We start from the raw sequence: 16,832 nt of genomic DNA on the forward strand, positions 1-16,832 counted from the left end.
GTCGTAAAGGGCTCACATACAGATCTTCACAGATTTGACCCTCGCAGACCATATTCCATTAAAACAAGGATTAAGACTCCAGAAGCAGCCACTCTCCAAGATCTGGAGAGGGCTTCTCGCAGACCATATTCCATTAAAACAAGGATTAAGACAGCGATCGGCAATGTCGTTAGCCAACCACTCCATAACCTCGCAGACCATATTCCATTAAAACAAGGATTAAGACCCCACAACAGTATCAACAGAAGAGACCTGGATCTCCCTCTCGCAGACCATATTCCATTAAAACAAGGATTAAGACACATAGCGCACGTCTACTTCTGAACATATAGACTGTGCTCGCAGACCATATTCCATTAAAACAAGGATTAAGACTAAGTATGGTCTTCCATACTCAACATCATCTTTACACTCGCAGACCATATTCCATTAAAACAAGGATTAAGACGGAATGGAGGAAACAGGCTTCCCATCTAAGAGATGACCTCTCGCAGACCATATTCCATTAAAACAAGGATTAAGACCGGCTATATGCTTGACCATCTCGGCCGTCACGTCATAGCCTCGCAGACCATATTCCATTAAAACAAGGATTAAGACAACTTCTCCGCCTGCTCAAAGTCCTCAAAGCCTACGCTCGCAGACCATATTCCATTAAAACAAGGATTAAGACTAAATCTGTCCATCCATAGGACGGGAAAACTCACGGCTCGCAGACCATATTCCATTAAAACAAGGATTAAGACGCAATCTCAGCGATACGCTCATCGATTTCAGACTTCTCGCAGACCATATTCCATTAAAACAAGGATTAAGACGCTTGACGCCGTAGTAGTCTGTCAGGACCTTTATGGCCTCGCAGACCATATTCCATTAAAACAAGGATTAAGACTAGGTCTTCACCAGCCAAGATGGCCAGAAGGCCCTCTCAACCTCGCAGACCATACTCCATTAAAACAAGGATTTGGGAACGGGGGCAGGTCGTCCGACTTGTCCGACCCGTCCGACTTGTCCGACCTATCCCCGCAGAGCAAGATGTCACCTAATACCGGGATTAGCATTCTTTAATCTCAGAAAAAAGTGATATCTTAGTCGCAAGAAGAAACCGGTGGGGTGTCATCCCCACTCGGAGAAGAAACCCAAACCTATCGCCACAAGCTCCGGCAACGATCCTGATATGGACGAGGTGAATACACTACTAATGCGACTGGACACCCCTATCGAGAGATGGGAGATGCCTCTGCTCCGTGGGGCGGTCAACAGCCTGCTCTCTTGCCGGAGTACCCTCTTCCACAACCACACGACCGAGGGGCTTCGCTACAGCTATCCGCTGGTGCAGTACAAGCGTATCGGAGGTAAGGCGGCCCTCCTCTGCATCGGGCAGGGGGTGGACGCCCTCGGGGATCTCCTCAGCGTAGAGTCCCTCGACACCCACATCGGTCAGCGGCGTGTGGTCCTCAGGATCGAGTCGATCGATGCACTCGCCCACCCGGTGGAGGAGTGCACGCCCCCCGTCACCTACCGGCTGAGGGACTGGCTCCCGCTCAATGAGCGCAACCATCAGCTCTATCAGAGCGAGCCGAGCATGGCTGCCCGGCTCATCATGCTGGAGAGGATCCTGACCGGAAACATCCTGTCGATGCTCAAGGGGGTGGGCATCTTCATCCCCTTTCCGCTCCGGATCACCATCACCTCCGCCTCTCCCCTCCGGACGATAAAGTACAAAGGAGTGCCGCTGGCGGCGATGGACCTGCAATTTGAGTCCAATATCTCCCTCCCGGACCATATCGGCCTCGGGAAGCACGCCAGTGTGGGGTATGGGACGGTCACTAAAGTCAGAAATCACAATTCATCACGCCTATGAACTACTTATATGGTGCCTCAGTGCAGGGCATACAAGACTTTATCTTCCAGACAAATGAGCTGAAGGACATCGTGGGGGCCAGCGAGCTGGTGGCAGAGATCTGCACGAGGCTCTTCCGGGAGACCCTCGGGAGCTGCTATCGCGACGACCACCTATACATAGGTGCGGCGGGCAACGTGCGCTACCGCTTTGACGACAGAGAGTCCTGCCGGCGGGCGGTCCGGGACTTCCCCCGCAGGGTGATGACGGAGGCGCCGGGGATCACGATCAGCCAGGCAGTGGTGGAGCTCGACGGACGCGATGAGACGAGAGCCATCGATGACCTGGAGACGAAGCTCAAGGCGCAGCGCAATCGCCCGCAGCCCGACCTGATCATCGGCCCGCTCGGTGTGCGCCGATCGGGGAGGACAGGGCTGCCGCTTGTCTCGACCGAGGGCAAGGAGACCGACCTCACCACGGCAGCCAAGACGAGGTACAATAGATCCATCTACCTGGCACAGAATAGCTTCTACGGCAGGGAGAGCAAGGAGAGGGTGGAGGCGGAGCGCTTCCCCTTTGATGTCTCCCGCATGACCGAGGGCAACGACTGGCTGGCGATCATCCACGCCGACGGGAATGGTCTCGGGCAGGTGGTGCAGAGGGTGGGTCACGATCTCGAGCAGTACAGGACCTTCTCGCGAGAGCTTGACCGCGCCACGGAGCGGGCGGCGAATGATGCCTTCCGGGAGATTGAGGGGGAGATGGGCGGCACCTACCTCCTCCGACCGATCGTGCTGGGGGGCGACGACATGACGGCGATCATCAGCGGTCGGCTGGCGATAGACTATGCGACCGCCTTCATCCGGCGCTTTGAGTACCACACCGGTGAGGGAGTGCTCGGGCGGATCCTCCGACAGGAGACCGGCATGGATCGGCTGACTGCCTGTGCGGGGGTCGCCTTCATCAAGTCGTCCTACCCCTTCCACTACGGCTACCGGCTGGCGGAGGAGCTGTGCGGGGTGGCAAAGAATGAGGCGAAGCGCCTCAGGGGCGAGGGCGAGAGCGTCCCCGCCTGCCTGATGTACCATAAGGTGGAGGACAGCTACGTGCAGAGCTACGGCGAGATCGTCGATAGGGCTCTGACACCATCACCGGGCGTCTCACTGGTGTATGGCCCCTACTACCTCGATCCGCGCGAGGGCTACGCGACGATCGGTGAGCTGAGGGCGGCCTGCGACAGTCTGATGTCGACGGAGGGCGACGGCGTCAGGTCGGGGCTCCGTCAGTGGCTCTCTCTCCTCCATAGAGGGGAGGGAGCTGCGGCACAGCACCTGGAGCGGATGAGGATGGTCTATGGGGCTAAGGGCAGAGCTATGGTGGATCAGCTCACCCGGCCGACTGCAAGGAGGGTGACCTCGGCTGCCGGCAGGAGTGGCGTGAGGGCCTATCCCGCCTACGATGTGCTCTCCCTGTATGGGATACTCAACTTGGTCACAAAGAAGAGGTAAGAGATAGTATAAGAGATGAGGTACAAGATAGAATTCTTCTCCTACTGGCACTGCGGCTCCGGACAGACTGCAGGTGCCGATGTGGACGAATTAGTGGTCCGGGATGTGAGTGGTCTCCCCTTCGTCCCCGGCAGGACGCTGAAGGGACTTCTCCGCGAGGCTGTCACCAATATCCTACTCCTCCGCGGAGGCGAGGAGGGATCGGTGGAGGGGCTCTTCGGCAGCGAGAGCCGGCAGGGGCGGCTCTACTTCACCAACGCCTCACTGAGTGACGCCATGCGCCGGAGCCTCCTGACCACGCCGGACATCGACCCGGAGATGCTCTACCGCTCCCTCTCCTCCACCGCCATCGACGAGCGGGGGGTCGCCAAGGAGCACACCCTTCGCCGCATAGAGACAGCGATCCCCTGCACCCTCTACGGCGAGATCACCGGGATCGGCTCAGCGGAAGAGGAGGCGCTCCTCGAGGAGGCACTCAAGTATGTGAAGCGCCTGGGACTGGGCAGGAGCAGAGGCTATGGCCGCTGCGAAATATCAAGAATAGACGACTGACTATGGAGACCATAAAGCTCAAGTGTACACTCCTCTCCGACGTGGTGCTGCGGGACACCCCGACGACAGAGGGTAAGGCTCAGACGCTGACCTTCATCCCGGGGAATAACTTCCTCGGCGTGGTAGCGAGGAGCCTCTATGACAAGGAGGACGAGCGCACGCACCTCATCTTCCACAGCGGGAGCGTTCGCTTCGGCGACGCCCATCCCGGCATCAACGACATCCGGGGCGTGAAGGTCCCGGCCGCACTCTTTTACCCCAAGCTGAGCAGCATCGAGCAGGAGAGCTACGTCTACCACCTCATCCCTGACCTCTCAAGGCTGAGACAGAAGTCCCTCAAGCAGTGCCGCAGCGGGTACTACGCCCTTGACGGCAACAGGGGGACAAGGGTGAGCATCCGGAAAAACTTTGCCATCAAGTCCGCCTACGACTCGGAGAAGCGCCGCTCGCGTGACGAGCAGATGTACGGGCTGGAGTCTCTCTGCGAGGGACTGACACTCTACTTCTCCGTAGAGATAGATGACGTGGCGGCGCGCTACAGGGACGAGATCATGGAGGCGCTGGTGGGGGAGCACCACATAGGCCGCTCAAGGACGGCTCAGTATGGGCGGGTGGAGATCGCCCCCTGCGACTACAAGGAGCCGCTCAGCGGCGACCACGCCGTAGAGGTGCGAGGAGGGCGCTGCGTGGTGGTCTATGCCGACTCTCGGCTGATTTTCCTCGATGCCGAGGGGTACCCCACCTTTCGCCCCACGGCAGCAGACCTGGGGCTGGGGTCGGGCGAGATCCTGTGGGACCTTAGTCAGGTGCGCACCTTCCGCTACGCCCCGTGGAACTATACCCTCCACGCCTACGACACCGATCGGTGCGGGATCGAGAAGGGGAGCGTCCTCGTCGTCAGGACCGACGCCCGCGACCTCCGCACATCCTATGTGGGGTACTACCAGAGTGAGGGCTTTGGGCGGGTGATCTACAATCCTGACTTCCTCTCCGCCGACACCTCGGAGGGGAGGAGCCGCTACACCTTTACCCGCGAGAGGGAGGAGACAGAGCCGGGCGAGAGCAGGGCGGCGAAGCCGTCGGTGCTGACCGAAAGCGACCGGCAGCTGCTGACGGTGCTCCGGAGGAAGAGCAGTCACAGCAGGAGGATGCACCGGGTCTACGACTTAGTCAACAACTTTGCCAGGGAGCATGCGAGGCTCTTCATGGGAGACCAATTCGCCTCCCAGTGGGGCTCCATACGCAGTCTCGCCATGGTACACAAGGATGCAGATGCGCTGATCGAGGCGATCGAGGGCTACCTCAATCACGGGGTGGCCAAGGAGAAGTGGGAGAAAAACGGACGCCGGAGCATACTGATCGACTTCCTGAGCAGGGAGGCGGCAGTGCCGGAGTCAGAGAGCAGCTTCCAGGACCTGGTTATCAACCTCGCCTCCACGATGGGCAAGAAGAGCTCTAAGGACAACTAAGCAAACTCTCCAGAAATTATGGCATATACACTCTACCCGATCCGAAACATTGCACGGATCACCATAGAAGCAGACAGCCCGCTATCCATCAGCAGTGGAGAGAAGAGTCCCCTGACTGATGCGCCGGTACTGCGGGATGTCCACAGACTGCCCTTCATCCCCGGCACCTCACTCGCCGGGGTGATACGCCACGCGCTCCCCTCTGAGGAGCTGCAGCAGACCCTGATGGGCTGGCAGTCCCCCACGAGTGGCGAGGGATCGCGGCTCATCATCAGCGAGGCGAAGATCCTCGACAGCAGGGGCAGGGCGGTCGATGGCATTGCCCCGATAGAGGAGGATCCGCTCTTAGAGGCGTACAGCACCCTGCCGATACGTCAGCATGCGCGCATCGGGCACAGAGGCGCCACGGAGATGAGGGGAAAATTTGACGAGGAGGTGGTGCTGAAGGGGACACGCTTCTGCTTCGATATGGAGCTGATCTCCTCGGCCGAGGAGGCGGACTCGTCAGACGAGGTACTCCTCCGGATCATCGACACGATCGACTCGGACCTCTTCCGCATAGGCGGGGGGAGCCGCAAGGGCTTCGGCAAGGTACGGGTCGTGCGGGCACTACACCGCCGGCTCGACCTCCGGCAGCCGGAGGAGCTGTCACTCTACCTCGCCAAGTCCTCCTGCCTGAGCGCAGAGTGGGAGGGCTTCGCACCCTACACTCCGAGGGAGATCGAGGAGAGGGAGAGCGACAGGTACCTCCTCACACTCCGCCCGGTGGACTTCATCTTCTTCGGCTCCGGTCTCGGGGATAGTGATGCGGACAAGCGGTATGTGACCGAGCAGCAGATCGTGTGGGAGGGAGATCGCGCCACGATCATCGATGCGGAGCAGATGATCCTGATACCGAGCTCGTCGGTCAAGGGGGCACTCTCTCACCGCACCGCCTTCCACTACAATAAGCAGCAGGGCATAGCCGCCGACAATCTGCCTGAGGGAGCCGCCATCGAGGACTACATCGGGCAGAAAAACGGCGCCGTTGCCCTACTCTTCGGCACCGCCGGGGAGGAGAGCGGAGAGGGATGCAGCAGAGGGCACGTACTCTTCTCAGACGTGCTGCTCAAGCGCCCGGAGGCGGCCGAGGACCATGTATTCAATCACGTGCGGATCGACCGCTTCACAGGCGGGGCAGTCAGTGGAGCCCTTTTCTCCGAGAAATCCGTCTATGCTGCGGAGGAGGAGATCACCATGGAGATCACGATCGATAAGCACGCGCTGGAGAGTGAGGATCGGGATCGGGTCCATGACGCACTCTCGGCCCTTGAGAGTGCGATGAAGGATCTCTGTGGTGGCATGCTGCCACTGGGAGGCTCAGTGATGAAGGGGAACGGACGCTTCTATGGGTCCATCACCAAGAATGGAGAGACAATCTATGAGTACGATAGAGCTTAAGGAGATCGACACGACGATCGCCTACGAGGGATACCTCTGGATGAGCAATGCAGACAGGGCCGTCGAGTACCACTACGACAGGCCGTTGGATACCGCCCTGCTGAGCAGCGTCAACCCCTTTGTCAAGGAGGGCTACCTCTACAGCAGGGAGGAGGGGATCTCGATCAGCATCAAGTACATCGACGGACGCTATCTGGTGAGTAAGCACCGGGTGGATGAGAGCGACTATGAGGATCCGGAGGTGGAGAGCCTGCAATTGGTTGCGCTGAGGATGTCGAGGCCGCATCTAAAGTTTCTCCGCTACTGGAGAGAGGAGAAGGACCCGGCCTGCCTCGGTATGGGGGTGCTGGTCTTTGACCACATCGCTTTTGTCGGATTTGAGGATTAAAGAGCACAGAGTATAGGCTATGGCAGTAGAAGCACCTTTCAATTTCGTACCCCTGTCCGACCGGGTCTATCTCCCCGACTGGGCAGATCAGATCTCGCACGACATCCCTTTCTCAGACGGGGTGAGCGGGGTCATCAAGCTTACGATCACGACAGAGTCTGATCTCTTCATCCGCAACGGTCAGACCAAGGAGGCAGAGGACAATCGCTTCAGCCGAGTCAAGGGGCGGAGCTTCATCCCCGCCACCTCGATCAAGGGCGAGGTGCGCAGCCTGCTCGAGATCATGAGCTTCGGCAAGATGAGCGTAGACCCGAGGACAAAGTTTGCTCAGCGCGAGTGGGACAATGAGAAGCTCTATACGCTAAAAAAGGAGCAGCTGAGATTTCAGTGCGGCTACCTCAGGATGCGCGACGGGAGATATGAGATCGAGGACCACGGACAGCCCTTCCGCATCAGCCACAAGGAGATAGACGACCTGCTTGGCGAGGCGGTGATGGAGGAGCACTTCTCAGAGCATAGCAAGATCAACCTCAATAAGGAGGTGACCGAGGAGGTCGAGGGGCGCAAAAAAACGTACGACCCCAAGACCGCCGCCTACAAGTACCACCTCCTGGAGGGGTGGAGACTGGACGGCCACTTCTTCACATCTGTGGAGGGCGGCAACGGGAGGAGGGTGGTCCACGATGAGGAGGGCCCGATACGGGGGGATATCGTCCTGACCGGTCAGCCGGATAAGTGGAAGGAGGAGCGGGCAAAGAACGCAGGGAAGTACTACGAATTTGTCTTCCCCTCCGAGTCGACCGCGGCCTATCCCCTCACCACGGAGGAGCTGGAGCACTACGAATTTATCTACCAAGACTCGGACGACTGGACCCACTGGAAGCCTCAGCTGAGAGAGGGAGCGAAGGGGATCCCCGTCTTCTTCCGCACAGACGGACGGCAGATCAAGGACTTCGGTCTCGCCCTTCTCTACAAGCTTCCGTACGACAATACGCCCGCCGACCTCCTGCCCGCCGAGCACAGGGAGACAAAGCCCGACCTGGCGGAGTGCCTCTTTGGCTACACCCGCCAGACGGATAGTCTCAAGGGACGGGTACACTTCGGCAACGCCTTCTCCGACGATGCTCAGTCCGGAGACGAGGTGACATTAGTGCTGGCCTCCCCCAAGGCCTCCTATTACCCGATCTATATCGAGCAGCAGGGAGCGCAGGGCAAGACCCTCGACTACAAGACCTACAACGACGGGCGGCTCGCCGGATGGAAGCGGTACCACGTGAGAGATGGCCTCTGGCAGGCCAAGACGGGTAGTGCCGACACCGACTCCACACTGACCCCGATCCGTAAGGGTGCCACCTTCTGTGGGGATGTGGTCTTCCACAACCTCCGCCCCATAGAGCTGGGCGCCCTGCTCTCCGCCCTCACCTTCCACGGCAGTGACGGCTGCTATCACCAGCTGGGGCAGGGGAAGTCCTACGGCTACGGACGATGCCGCTACGAGGTACAACTGACGGGCGAGGAGCTCCGGGAGGCGGGTTACTATATGGGGCTATTTGAGCTGGAGATGGACAAGAGTCTCGGGTCCTGGATCAGCACACAGCAGATGCGGGAGCTCTTTGCCATCTCCGGGAACCCCGTCTCGAGGGACAGTCACCACTATATGAAGCTCTCCGTCTCACCTAATGTCAACGACTTTGCCGACGCCAAGAAGAGCAAGTCCTACCTCCGTCGCTACAGCGAGGAGGTGACTCCAGCCATGCCGGAGTCCCTCTCGGAGGGAGTCAGAGAGCAAGAGGAGCGGAAGCGGCTCGACCGGCTCACGGAGCAGTGCGAGACTCTCCTGCAGGAGGCAGACACGCTCGACCCCGCAGCGGGCGAAGAGAAGCTCACCGAGGTCATCAAGAGCCTCCGCGACGATCTTGACCACCCCGCAGTGCAGGCCCTCTCGGAGAGGATGCAAGCCAAGTGCGAGGATCTGAGGCAGCGACAGGAGCAACAGGCGAGAGAGGAGAGAGCATCGGCCGCCTATACCGAGGGACTGGGTGCCACTCTAAGCGCCGACAAGTCTTGGAAGGCCAATCTCCATGCAATCAAGAAGTGGCTCATTCTCACTGCCGAGAGAGAGGGACGAGACACACTCAACAGCGAGGAGCTGAGGCTGGTGATCGATACCTTCCAGCAGATCTACGATGGCGCCAAGAAAAGAGACAAGAAGGAGTGGCACGGCAAGGGCATCCGGAGGGAAGTCGCGAAGGAGCTCGGCAAGACCCAGATGCAGCAGATCTTTGACTCCCTAAGGATAGAGTGACCCATGAGCAAGACAATCGTATCGATCCTGAGCGAGCACCTGGTCCCCAACCTTATCTTCATCAGGGAGATGGAGGGGACCTACTCCGACCTCCTCTTCATCACCACGCCACTTATGGAGCAGCGCCGTAGCGGCATCCACCTTGAGACGGCGCTGGGGCTGGAGCCGGAGAGCGTCAGGCGAGTGGTGGTCCCCAATGACAACTACAGGGCGATCCTCAGGGAGCTCGAGGCGGCGGACCTGCCCGAGGGGCAGGAGTACTTAGTCAATATCACCGGCGGGACCAAGATGATGTCCCTCGCCGTGGCGCGATACTTCGACCGGTACGACTCACACCTCGTCTACGTCCCTCTCGGCACCAACGTCTACTACGACCTCTCCTCCGAGGAGCCATACGCCATCACCTACCGAGTGACCCTCGAGGAGTACCTCACCCTCTACGGCCTGCGCTACGAGTGCAACAACAGCCTCATCCACGGGCAGCACGAGCCCTTCAGCACCTTTAACTATATGCGTCAGAAGGACTTCGTCATACCGTGGCGCTACACCCATGCCAATGAAAATGACAGGCTGGAGCCCACCGAGCGACGCTATATGGCGGGAGAGTGGCTCGAGGAGTACACCTACCTGCGGATCAAGAGAGACTTCCACCTGAGAGACGAGGACATCGCCAAGTCGGTCAAGATCTATCGGGACGACTCCGCACATAACGACAACGAGCTCGACGTCACCTTCGTCAGAGACAACGCCCTCTACGTGATCGAGTGTAAGGTGACGATGTATGGGTATGGCAAAAAGCAAAAGGGGATGGTGGAGGAGTACCTCTACAAGCTGGCCGCCATCAGCAAGGACTTCGGGCTCCGGGTGAATTCCTACCTCTTCACCCTCCACAAGATCGGGGAGATGCCCCAGGAGACGCAGGATAATATCAAGAAGCGCATGCGCATACTCGGCATCCGGGGCATCGTGGACGGACAAAGACTGGCGGATAAGAACGTAGACCTATAGAGCAATGGATAGCAGCAGATCACGTAAGGTATTCATCTCCATATTGGGGACCGGCAACTACAACCTCTGCAGTTACCGGCAGGGCGACTTCACCAGCACCGAGACACGCTTCATACAGGAGGCAACGCTCGACCTCCTCAGGGAGCGTAGCGAGTGGAGCGCGGACGATGCCGCCTACATCTTCCTCACCCCCACGGCCAGGATCGCCAATTGGCAGGCAGTGCCGATCGACAGCAGAACCGACTCCCCCAAGGACTACGCCGGCCTCGAGCCGACGCTCAGTCAGATGGGTCTTCCCTTCCCCGTGGAGCCGGTCGATATCTCAGAGGGAGGAGACGAGGAGGCGATCTGGTCCGTCTTCCGCTCCATCTACGACCAGATCCACGAGGGCGACAGGCTCTACATCGACATCACCCACAGCTTCCGCTACCTGCCGATGCTCCTCCTCGTGCTCACCAACTACGCCAAGGAGCTGAAGGGTGCCGAGGTGGTCAGCATCACCTACGGTAATCTGGATGCCAAGCAATTAGTCGACCTGGGTGCACTCATCGAGCTGCAGGACTGGACCGTGGCGGCAGGCGAGTTTCTCCGCAATGGTCGCGCCTCCGGGCTGGCAGAGCTGACAAAGGAGAGAGTTACCCCCATCCTGAAAGCGACAAAGGGCAAGAGCGAGGCAGCCAAGGGTCTCCGCGACTTGGTTAATAAGCTGACGACAGTATCGCAGAGCCTCATCACCATCAGGGGCAAAGAGATCCTGAGCGGGGAGATATTTAAGGAGCTGGACGAGTGCACCCACGGGCTGGATGCCGGTCTCATCACACCGATGGTCCCGCTCATCGACAAGATCAAGGACTCCTTCGGAGACTTTGACACCAAGCCCTCTGTGAGCAACGGCTTTGCCGCTGCCCGCTGGTGCTATCGGATGCAGCTCTATCAGCAGAGCATCACCATACTGCAGGAGACGATGAAGGCCTACGTGGCCGCGAGCCACGGCTACCCTACCGACGAGGAGCACTACACGGAGCTCGCCGCTAAGGCCTTTCACATAACTAAGGGAAGCATTGCCGAAGACAAGTGGCAGCTGGGCGAGAGCGACCCCACCGATAGAGAGAAGAGGGCGGAGGTCGTCAGGCAATACCTCGCCGGCTCAGCCGTGAGAGAGCTACATCCGCTATATACCGAGATCGGTCAGTTGCGCAACGACTTCAATCACGCAGGGTTCCGACGCAATGCAGTCAATGGGAGAGACATCCCCGGCAGGATAGAGATGCTGATCAAGCGCACGGAGGAGGTGCTGAGGGGTAAGCAAGCCATCGAACCACTCCCGACACAGTCCCCCAGCGCTCCGCTGCTCATCAATCTCTCCAACCACCCCTCCACCGGCTGGGGAGCACGGCAGAGAGAGGCAGCGGAGATGTACGGGGAGATAGAGGATATGGACTTCCCCGCCATCCCGCCGGTGGCCGGAGAGAGAGAGATCACCGACCTCGCCGAGGAGTATGTCGCCCGGATCGAGGAGAGAGCCGAGACGAGAGACGTCACGGTACACATTATGGGAGAGATGACCTTCTGCTACGCCGTCATCACGAGGCTTCAGCCGCTCGGCATACCCTGCATCGCCTCCACCACGAGGCGACAGGTCACGGAGACAGCAGATGGTGTGAAGGAGGTCCGCTTTGACTTCGAGACCTTCCGCAAGTATCCCGGGGCATAAGAGTAGAGAGTGCGAGTGAGATGAGTATAGAGGAAGACTTCGTCCTGACAGAGGACCAGAGCAAGGCACTCCGGCAGATCCGCAACTTCGTCACCGACGACTCAGCCAGGGTGCTGATCCTCTCCGGCTACGCCGGCACCGGCAAGACCACGCTGGTACGGATGGTGGTAGACCGGCTTATGGAGGAGGAGAGCCTCCCATTCGTCCTCCTCGCCTCCACCGGCAGGGCAGCCAAGGTACTCAGCGACAAGGTGGGCGCCAGCCGTCACATAGAGGACCAACCCACTGACAGCCAGACGCTCAACACGAGGTTTGCCACCACGATCCACCACTTCATCTACAGCTTCTCCGGCTTTGACAAGGACATTGACAAGATGCTGGAGGAGATCGAGAGAGGTGGCGGAGAGGTGGATCATACAGGCGACCTGCTCCTGCAATTTGGGCTACGTGCGGGAGAGGATATGCATTGCCCCCTACTCTACATCATCGATGAGGCCTCTATGGTCTCCGATGTCCCTCCGAGAGATCCCACTCAGGCCACCTTCGGCAGTGGACGACTACTACAGGATCTGCTCAACTGCAACCCCCTCGGGAAGTTTATCTTCGTCGGTGACAAGGGCCAGCTGCCTCCCATCGGTCAGGTAGACTCCCCCGCCCTCTCTACGAAGTACTTCCGGGAGACCTTTGGTATAGAGGCGGAGAGTGTCGAGCTGACAGAGATAGTCCGCCAGGCCAAGGACAATGACATCATCGTGGCGGCGGAGAAGGTCCGGCGACTCTACGAGAGCCCTCCCGCCGTCAAGTGGGGCTCGCTCCCCCTCAGGCACCACAAGGACATCGAGCTGGTCGGCAACCAGATCGAGCTCGTGAATAGGTACATCGCCGAGATCCGGGACAGAGACTACGCCGGGGCGACTATGATCTGCAGGGCCAATAAGCGGTGCAGTCAGGTCTCCGGTCTCGTCAGACCCGCCCTGGGATTTACCGACCCGCGTCTGATGGTGGATGAGCTGCTGCTGGTGACGCAGAATAACCTACCCAGCGGGCTGAGGAATGGAGACCTCGTCAGGGTCACCGGCATCGGTCGGCGCGAGCAGCGAGCCTGCCTCACCTTCCTCACCATCGAGGTCTCGGAGCTCACCTCCGGGCAGGTCTTCAGGCTATTCCTGATCGAGGATATCCTCTACTCCGGGCTCAGCAACCTCGGCAAGCAGGCACAGAAGGACCTCTTCATCGACTTCCATAAGAGGATGCGAAAGAGAGGCATACTTCAGGGATCAGATGAGTACAAGGAGCAGATGTTCACCGACCCCTACCTCAATGCCCTCCGTGCGGTCTACGGGTATGCGATCACCTGCCACAAGTCGCAGGGCGGTGAGTGGCCCCACGTCTATGTGGATATGCCGCGCAACATCACCCTCGAGGCCACCCCCGCCAGCTACCAGTGGGTCTACACCGCCATAACACGCGCCGGCGAGCGGCTCTTCCTTACCGACGACTTCTTCATCAAGTAAGGGGAGATGGAGAAAAAAGCCCTAAAAGCGCAAAATTGTAAGGTGGAGATGGCACGTTGTACAATCAATTCAAAAAACCTTTGTATATTTGCACTCAGAGGTACATGTTTTCCCTCAAAATTTTAGGGTTCTGCGGTTTTTTGGTCGTAAAGGGCTCACATACAGATCTTCACAGATTTGACCCTCGCAGACCATATTCCATTAAAACAAGGATTAAGACACCCGTGGTGGTTGCTATCAGCTCAAGGTTGTACTCTCTCGCAGACCATATTCCATTAAAACAAGGATTAAGACGATTCCTGTTCTAACCAATTGAGCTACTTGCGAATATCTCGCAGACCATATTCCATTAAAACAAGGATTTGAGATCCGAGGCAGGTTGTCCGACTTGTCCGACTTATCCCCGCAGACCAAGGCATCACCTAATACCGGTAAAAGAATTCTCTAATACCGATATTAGTGATCTCTAATATCGGTATTAGATTTCGCCCCTATCCGCCAAGGGCAAAAGCCCTCAGCGATAGCTTCCTGCGGGGGAGCACTCTCGGGGGACTATTAGACCGGAGTGGGCACCCCTTTACGGGTGCCCGCTTCATAGGCACAGGTCGAGGGACGCAGCCCCGGCGACCCGTGGAACGACCTCGACCCCGCCAGGGTGTCGCACTATCAAGCCTCTCCGGGGAGTGTGACACCCTGGCGGGGTCTGTCTGGAAAGGGAATATCTGCTCGGCGACCCGCAAGGGGTCGAGGGGGAGGGGCGGGTCTTGGCACATCGGTCACCGCTTCGCGGATGACCGATGCCTATGGAGCGAGCACCCTTCGGGTGCCTCTCGGATGAGTCCACCTTGGTATATGACTACCCTAATGCTCAAGTGCGTCACCCTGGGTAGAGATAGCACGTTGTACAATCAATTCAAAAATCCTTTGTGTATTTGCACTCAGAGGTACATGTTTTCCCTCAAAAATTTAGGGTTCTGCGTTTTTTGGTCATAAAGGGCTCACATACAGATCTTCACGGATTTGACCCTCGCAGACAATATTCCATTAAAACAAGGATTAAGACCCCTACTTTGCGAGTATATCCTCGCTTGAGATGGCGTCAGGCTCGCAGACTATGCTCCATTAAAATATGGAGATGGTTAGTTCACCCGTTGAAGCCCTTTCACGCTTATACAGAGGGCTTCTGTTGTACTCCTTGCATTCCCTCCACGGGTATCTATGCCGGACGTTTTGAATAGCTCTACGCTATATGTGAGACGGTCGATCTCATCGAGCAGATTGTCCACCCTGATGGGAGAGACCAAATCACCCTCGGTCAAGGGATGGTATGGTCTTCAAAAGCGCTTGGATCTGTTTTAACAGCTCCTTCCTTATGCTCTCTTCTTGGATGATCCCTAAAGCTGCCAGACCTCTATCTAAAATAGGAAATACAATCCTTGGGTTCTGCAATTGAGCGTTTCGGGATGTCTCTATAATCTCGCCTGGCTTCTCGTTGATTGACCATTCCCCATTTACTCTTTTATAGTCAGCGATTAGGTCGATGCCAAAAATAGAATATAGGCGTATCCTGTCGATGTCCTTGTCCTCATACGCATCGTCCAAAGTCTTGGGTATGCCTATGCAAGCTTGGCGGTGACTCTCAAAGTCCGCCAACCTGCCATTACCTATAGACTGCACCTCACCTGCAAATCTTGAGAAGAGATTGATAGCCGTAAGTTAAGGGGCGGAGATGCATATAAGCTCTACCTTGTAGCCGGCTTTCTTGAATTGTTTTGCTGTATTAGCAACAACATCACTTCTCCTCATTGTCCCTTCTACCGAGACAGACAGCCTATTTCTGATTGCCTCGGCTATCAATCCCTCTGTGAACACATTGGAGAAGATCTGCGTCTCGCTAGAAAAAGCTATAGGGTCTGAAAGTAATTCATCGTACCTTGGGTGATGCACCCTATACTCATCACCATTTATGAGTAATAGATTAGGTTCTTCTGTTTGTGCTATTTTTGCCAGACTGCTTTTCCCTGATGATGGCTGCCCACCAAGTATATAGGCTGTTGGGGTTGAGTGCCCGGGCTTGGCACTTAAAAGTTGGTCTTTAAGCTGCTCGAAAAGGGCTAATACGCTATTTCTGTCCATACTTTGCTTTGAGCATCGGAGCGTATAGGCGAGTGACTTTGTCCTGAATGCTCTTGGCTATTTCATCGTCTCCCAATACTGCCATCTTTTCGTATTCCAGTAGCAACTGCCTTTCCTCCAGAGCCTTTCTTTCCTTATCGTCTGTTGTCTTTAGGAGTTCATTGAGTGTGAGTCCTCGAAGCGTTGCTATAGCATTAGACATTATCTCTTTGTCGGTAAACGTCCTGACCTGCTCTAATTGTCTGTCTGTCATAATAATTGCTTTTAGTCTAAATATTATAGTCTACGTAAATGTACGCATTTTTGTGTCTCGCAGACCTTATTCCATCAGGGGTGACGCATTTGAGCGGTACAGAAGCCTATCCACTCATTGTGAAGAGTGGTGAACGATGCACCCCGACAGGGGTGCTCGCTCCATAGGCATCGGTCATCCGCGAAGCGGTGACCGATGTACGGAGCCCCCGCCTTAATCCCCTCGACCCCTTGCGGGTCGCCGAGCACACATCTCCAATGCCGGCGACCCGCAAGGGGTCGAGGGATGATGTGTACGCTTATACTGAGATGCATAATAGTTCAACCTTGTAACCTGAGGATTTGAACTTTTTTGCAGTGTTTGCGATCACCTCCGAGCGCCTCATTGTCCCTTCTATGGAAACGGACAATCAACGTTTGATCGCTTCTGCAATCAGTCCTTCTGTGAATACGTTAGAAAAAATTCAAGTCTCAGAAGAGAATGTGAGAGGATCCTTTCTCAGTTCAATGTATTGCGGATGACATAGTCTATAATTGTCGCCATTGATGACAATGTCTATTGCCTCTTGGCACTCCTCTTCGATAATTTTGTTGAGGCTACTCTTGCCCGCAGATGGTTGTCCTCCTAATATGTATGCGATAGGTTGATTTCGGGAGGTGTGACTATCAATGTATAAGTCCTTTTTCTCCTCGAAAATTCGGA

At 57.0% G+C, this 16,832-nt stretch carries 14 protein-coding genes and 1 CRISPR repeat array; of the genes, 10 read left to right on the plus strand and 4 right to left on the minus strand.

Annotated features, from left to right (window positions below):
* Positions 1 to 40 precede the first annotated feature (40 nt).
* Positions 41 to 970: direct repeats of the CRISPR family, unit length 37 nt; unit sequence CTCGCAGACCATATTCCATTAAAACAAGGATTAAGAC.
* Positions 971 to 1,177: 207 nt separating this feature from the next.
* Genes AC1EKE_RS06725 through AC1EKE_RS06770 form a run of 10 tightly spaced genes read left to right on the plus strand, consistent with a single transcriptional unit; the run spans position 1,178 to position 13,741 of the window.
* Entirely contained in the window at positions 1,178 to 1,864 is a 687-nt protein-coding gene (locus AC1EKE_RS06725; protein ID WP_480308777.1) for a CRISPR-associated endonuclease Cas6, read from the plus strand.
* Entirely contained in the window at positions 1,861 to 3,351 is a 1,491-nt protein-coding gene (locus tag AC1EKE_RS06730) for a Cas10/Cmr2 second palm domain-containing protein (RefSeq protein ID WP_480308778.1), read from the plus strand. Before AC1EKE_RS06725 ends, AC1EKE_RS06730 begins: the two co-directional genes overlap by 4 nt.
* Before the next feature lie 15 nt (positions 3,352 to 3,366).
* A complete protein-coding gene (locus AC1EKE_RS06735) occupies positions 3,367 to 3,903 on the plus strand; it encodes an RAMP superfamily CRISPR-associated protein (RefSeq protein ID WP_480308779.1) in 537 nt (178 codons plus the stop codon).
* Between the two features lie 2 nt (positions 3,904 to 3,905).
* The gene (locus tag AC1EKE_RS06740; RefSeq protein ID WP_480308780.1) at positions 3,906 to 5,372 is read left to right on the plus strand and encodes a hypothetical protein; all 1,467 of its coding nucleotides are present in this window, start codon (positions 3,906 to 3,908) and stop codon (positions 5,370 to 5,372) included.
* Between the two features lie 18 nt (positions 5,373 to 5,390).
* Positions 5,391 to 6,812 (plus strand): RAMP superfamily CRISPR-associated protein, encoded by a 1,422-nt coding sequence (locus tag AC1EKE_RS06745; RefSeq protein ID WP_480308781.1) that lies wholly within the window; start codon positions 5,391 to 5,393, stop codon positions 6,810 to 6,812.
* Positions 6,793 to 7,200, plus strand: a complete 408-nt coding sequence (locus AC1EKE_RS06750) for a TIGR04423 family type III CRISPR-associated protein (protein ID WP_480308782.1) — start codon at positions 6,793 to 6,795, stop codon at positions 7,198 to 7,200. Before AC1EKE_RS06745 ends, AC1EKE_RS06750 begins: the two co-directional genes overlap by 20 nt.
* Positions 7,201 to 7,219: 19 nt before the next feature.
* The gene (locus AC1EKE_RS06755; RefSeq protein ID WP_480308783.1) at positions 7,220 to 9,505 is read left to right on the plus strand and encodes a TIGR03986 family type III CRISPR-associated RAMP protein; all 2,286 of its coding nucleotides are present in this window, start codon (positions 7,220 to 7,222) and stop codon (positions 9,503 to 9,505) included.
* 3 nt (positions 9,506 to 9,508) lie between these two features.
* Positions 9,509 to 10,513, plus strand: coding sequence for a Card1-like endonuclease domain-containing protein (locus AC1EKE_RS06760; protein ID WP_480308784.1), 1,005 nt, complete (start codon positions 9,509 to 9,511; stop codon positions 10,511 to 10,513).
* Positions 10,514 to 10,517: 4 nt separating this feature from the next.
* Positions 10,518 to 12,227, plus strand: coding sequence for a TIGR02221 family CRISPR-associated protein (gene csx2 / locus AC1EKE_RS06765; protein ID WP_480308785.1), 1,710 nt, complete (start codon positions 10,518 to 10,520; stop codon positions 12,225 to 12,227).
* 20 nt (positions 12,228 to 12,247) lie between these two features.
* Complete coding sequence (locus AC1EKE_RS06770) at positions 12,248 to 13,741, plus strand: ATP-dependent DNA helicase (protein WP_480308786.1); 1,494 nt, start codon at positions 12,248 to 12,250, stop codon at positions 13,739 to 13,741.
* A 1,305-nt stretch (positions 13,742 to 15,046) separates the two neighbouring features.
* Here AC1EKE_RS06770 and AC1EKE_RS06775 read toward each other — a convergent pair.
* The 4 genes from AC1EKE_RS06775 to AC1EKE_RS06790 all read right to left on the minus strand — a co-directional run bounded on the left by AC1EKE_RS06775 (position 15,047) and on the right by AC1EKE_RS06790 (position 16,827).
* Positions 15,047 to 15,343 (minus strand): hypothetical protein, encoded by a 297-nt coding sequence (locus tag AC1EKE_RS06775; RefSeq protein ID WP_480308787.1) that lies wholly within the window; start codon positions 15,341 to 15,343, stop codon positions 15,047 to 15,049.
* Between the two features lie 114 nt (positions 15,344 to 15,457).
* Positions 15,458 to 15,877 carry a zeta toxin family protein gene (locus AC1EKE_RS06780; protein WP_480308788.1) on the minus strand — a complete coding sequence of 140 codons (420 nt, stop codon included), beginning with the start codon at positions 15,875 to 15,877 and terminating at the stop codon, positions 15,458 to 15,460.
* Entirely contained in the window at positions 15,864 to 16,130 is a 267-nt protein-coding gene (locus AC1EKE_RS06785) for a hypothetical protein (protein ID WP_480308789.1), read from the minus strand. Before AC1EKE_RS06785 ends, AC1EKE_RS06780 begins: the two co-directional genes overlap by 14 nt.
* A 463-nt stretch (positions 16,131 to 16,593) precedes the next feature.
* On the minus strand, positions 16,594 to 16,827 hold the full coding sequence (locus AC1EKE_RS06790) for a zeta toxin family protein (protein WP_480308826.1): 234 nt from the start codon (positions 16,825 to 16,827) through the stop codon (positions 16,594 to 16,596).
* Positions 16,828 to 16,832 lie beyond the last annotated feature (5 nt).

The sequence above is a fragment of the Porphyromonas sp. C0041D3 genome, assembly GCF_056590575.1.

Bases quoted from the DNA above. Each gene is read 5' to 3' on its own strand.
- AC1EKE_RS06725 (WP_480308777.1), top strand. From the start codon at position 1,178: ATGGACGAGGTGAATACACTACTAATGCGACTGGACACCCCTATCGAG.
- AC1EKE_RS06740 (WP_480308780.1), top strand. From the start codon at position 3,906: ATGGAGACCATAAAGCTCAAGTGTACACTCCTCTCCGACGTGGTGCTG.
- AC1EKE_RS06785 (WP_480308789.1), bottom strand. From the start codon at position 16,130: ATGACAGACAGACAATTAGAGCAGGTCAGGACGTTTACCGACAAAGAG.
- AC1EKE_RS06770 (WP_480308786.1), top strand. From the start codon at position 12,248: ATGAGTATAGAGGAAGACTTCGTCCTGACAGAGGACCAGAGCAAGGCA.
- AC1EKE_RS06780 (WP_480308788.1), bottom strand. From the start codon at position 15,877: ATGGACAGAAATAGCGTATTAGCCCTTTTCGAGCAGCTTAAAGACCAA.
- csx2 (WP_480308785.1), top strand. From the start codon at position 10,518: ATGGATAGCAGCAGATCACGTAAGGTATTCATCTCCATATTGGGGACC.
- AC1EKE_RS06730 (WP_480308778.1), top strand. From the start codon at position 1,861: ATGAACTACTTATATGGTGCCTCAGTGCAGGGCATACAAGACTTTATC.
- AC1EKE_RS06745 (WP_480308781.1), top strand. From the start codon at position 5,391: ATGGCATATACACTCTACCCGATCCGAAACATTGCACGGATCACCATA.
- AC1EKE_RS06735 (WP_480308779.1), top strand. From the start codon at position 3,367: ATGAGGTACAAGATAGAATTCTTCTCCTACTGGCACTGCGGCTCCGGA.
- AC1EKE_RS06755 (WP_480308783.1), top strand. From the start codon at position 7,220: ATGGCAGTAGAAGCACCTTTCAATTTCGTACCCCTGTCCGACCGGGTC.
- AC1EKE_RS06750 (WP_480308782.1), top strand. From the start codon at position 6,793: ATGAGTACGATAGAGCTTAAGGAGATCGACACGACGATCGCCTACGAG.
- AC1EKE_RS06760 (WP_480308784.1), top strand. From the start codon at position 9,509: ATGAGCAAGACAATCGTATCGATCCTGAGCGAGCACCTGGTCCCCAAC.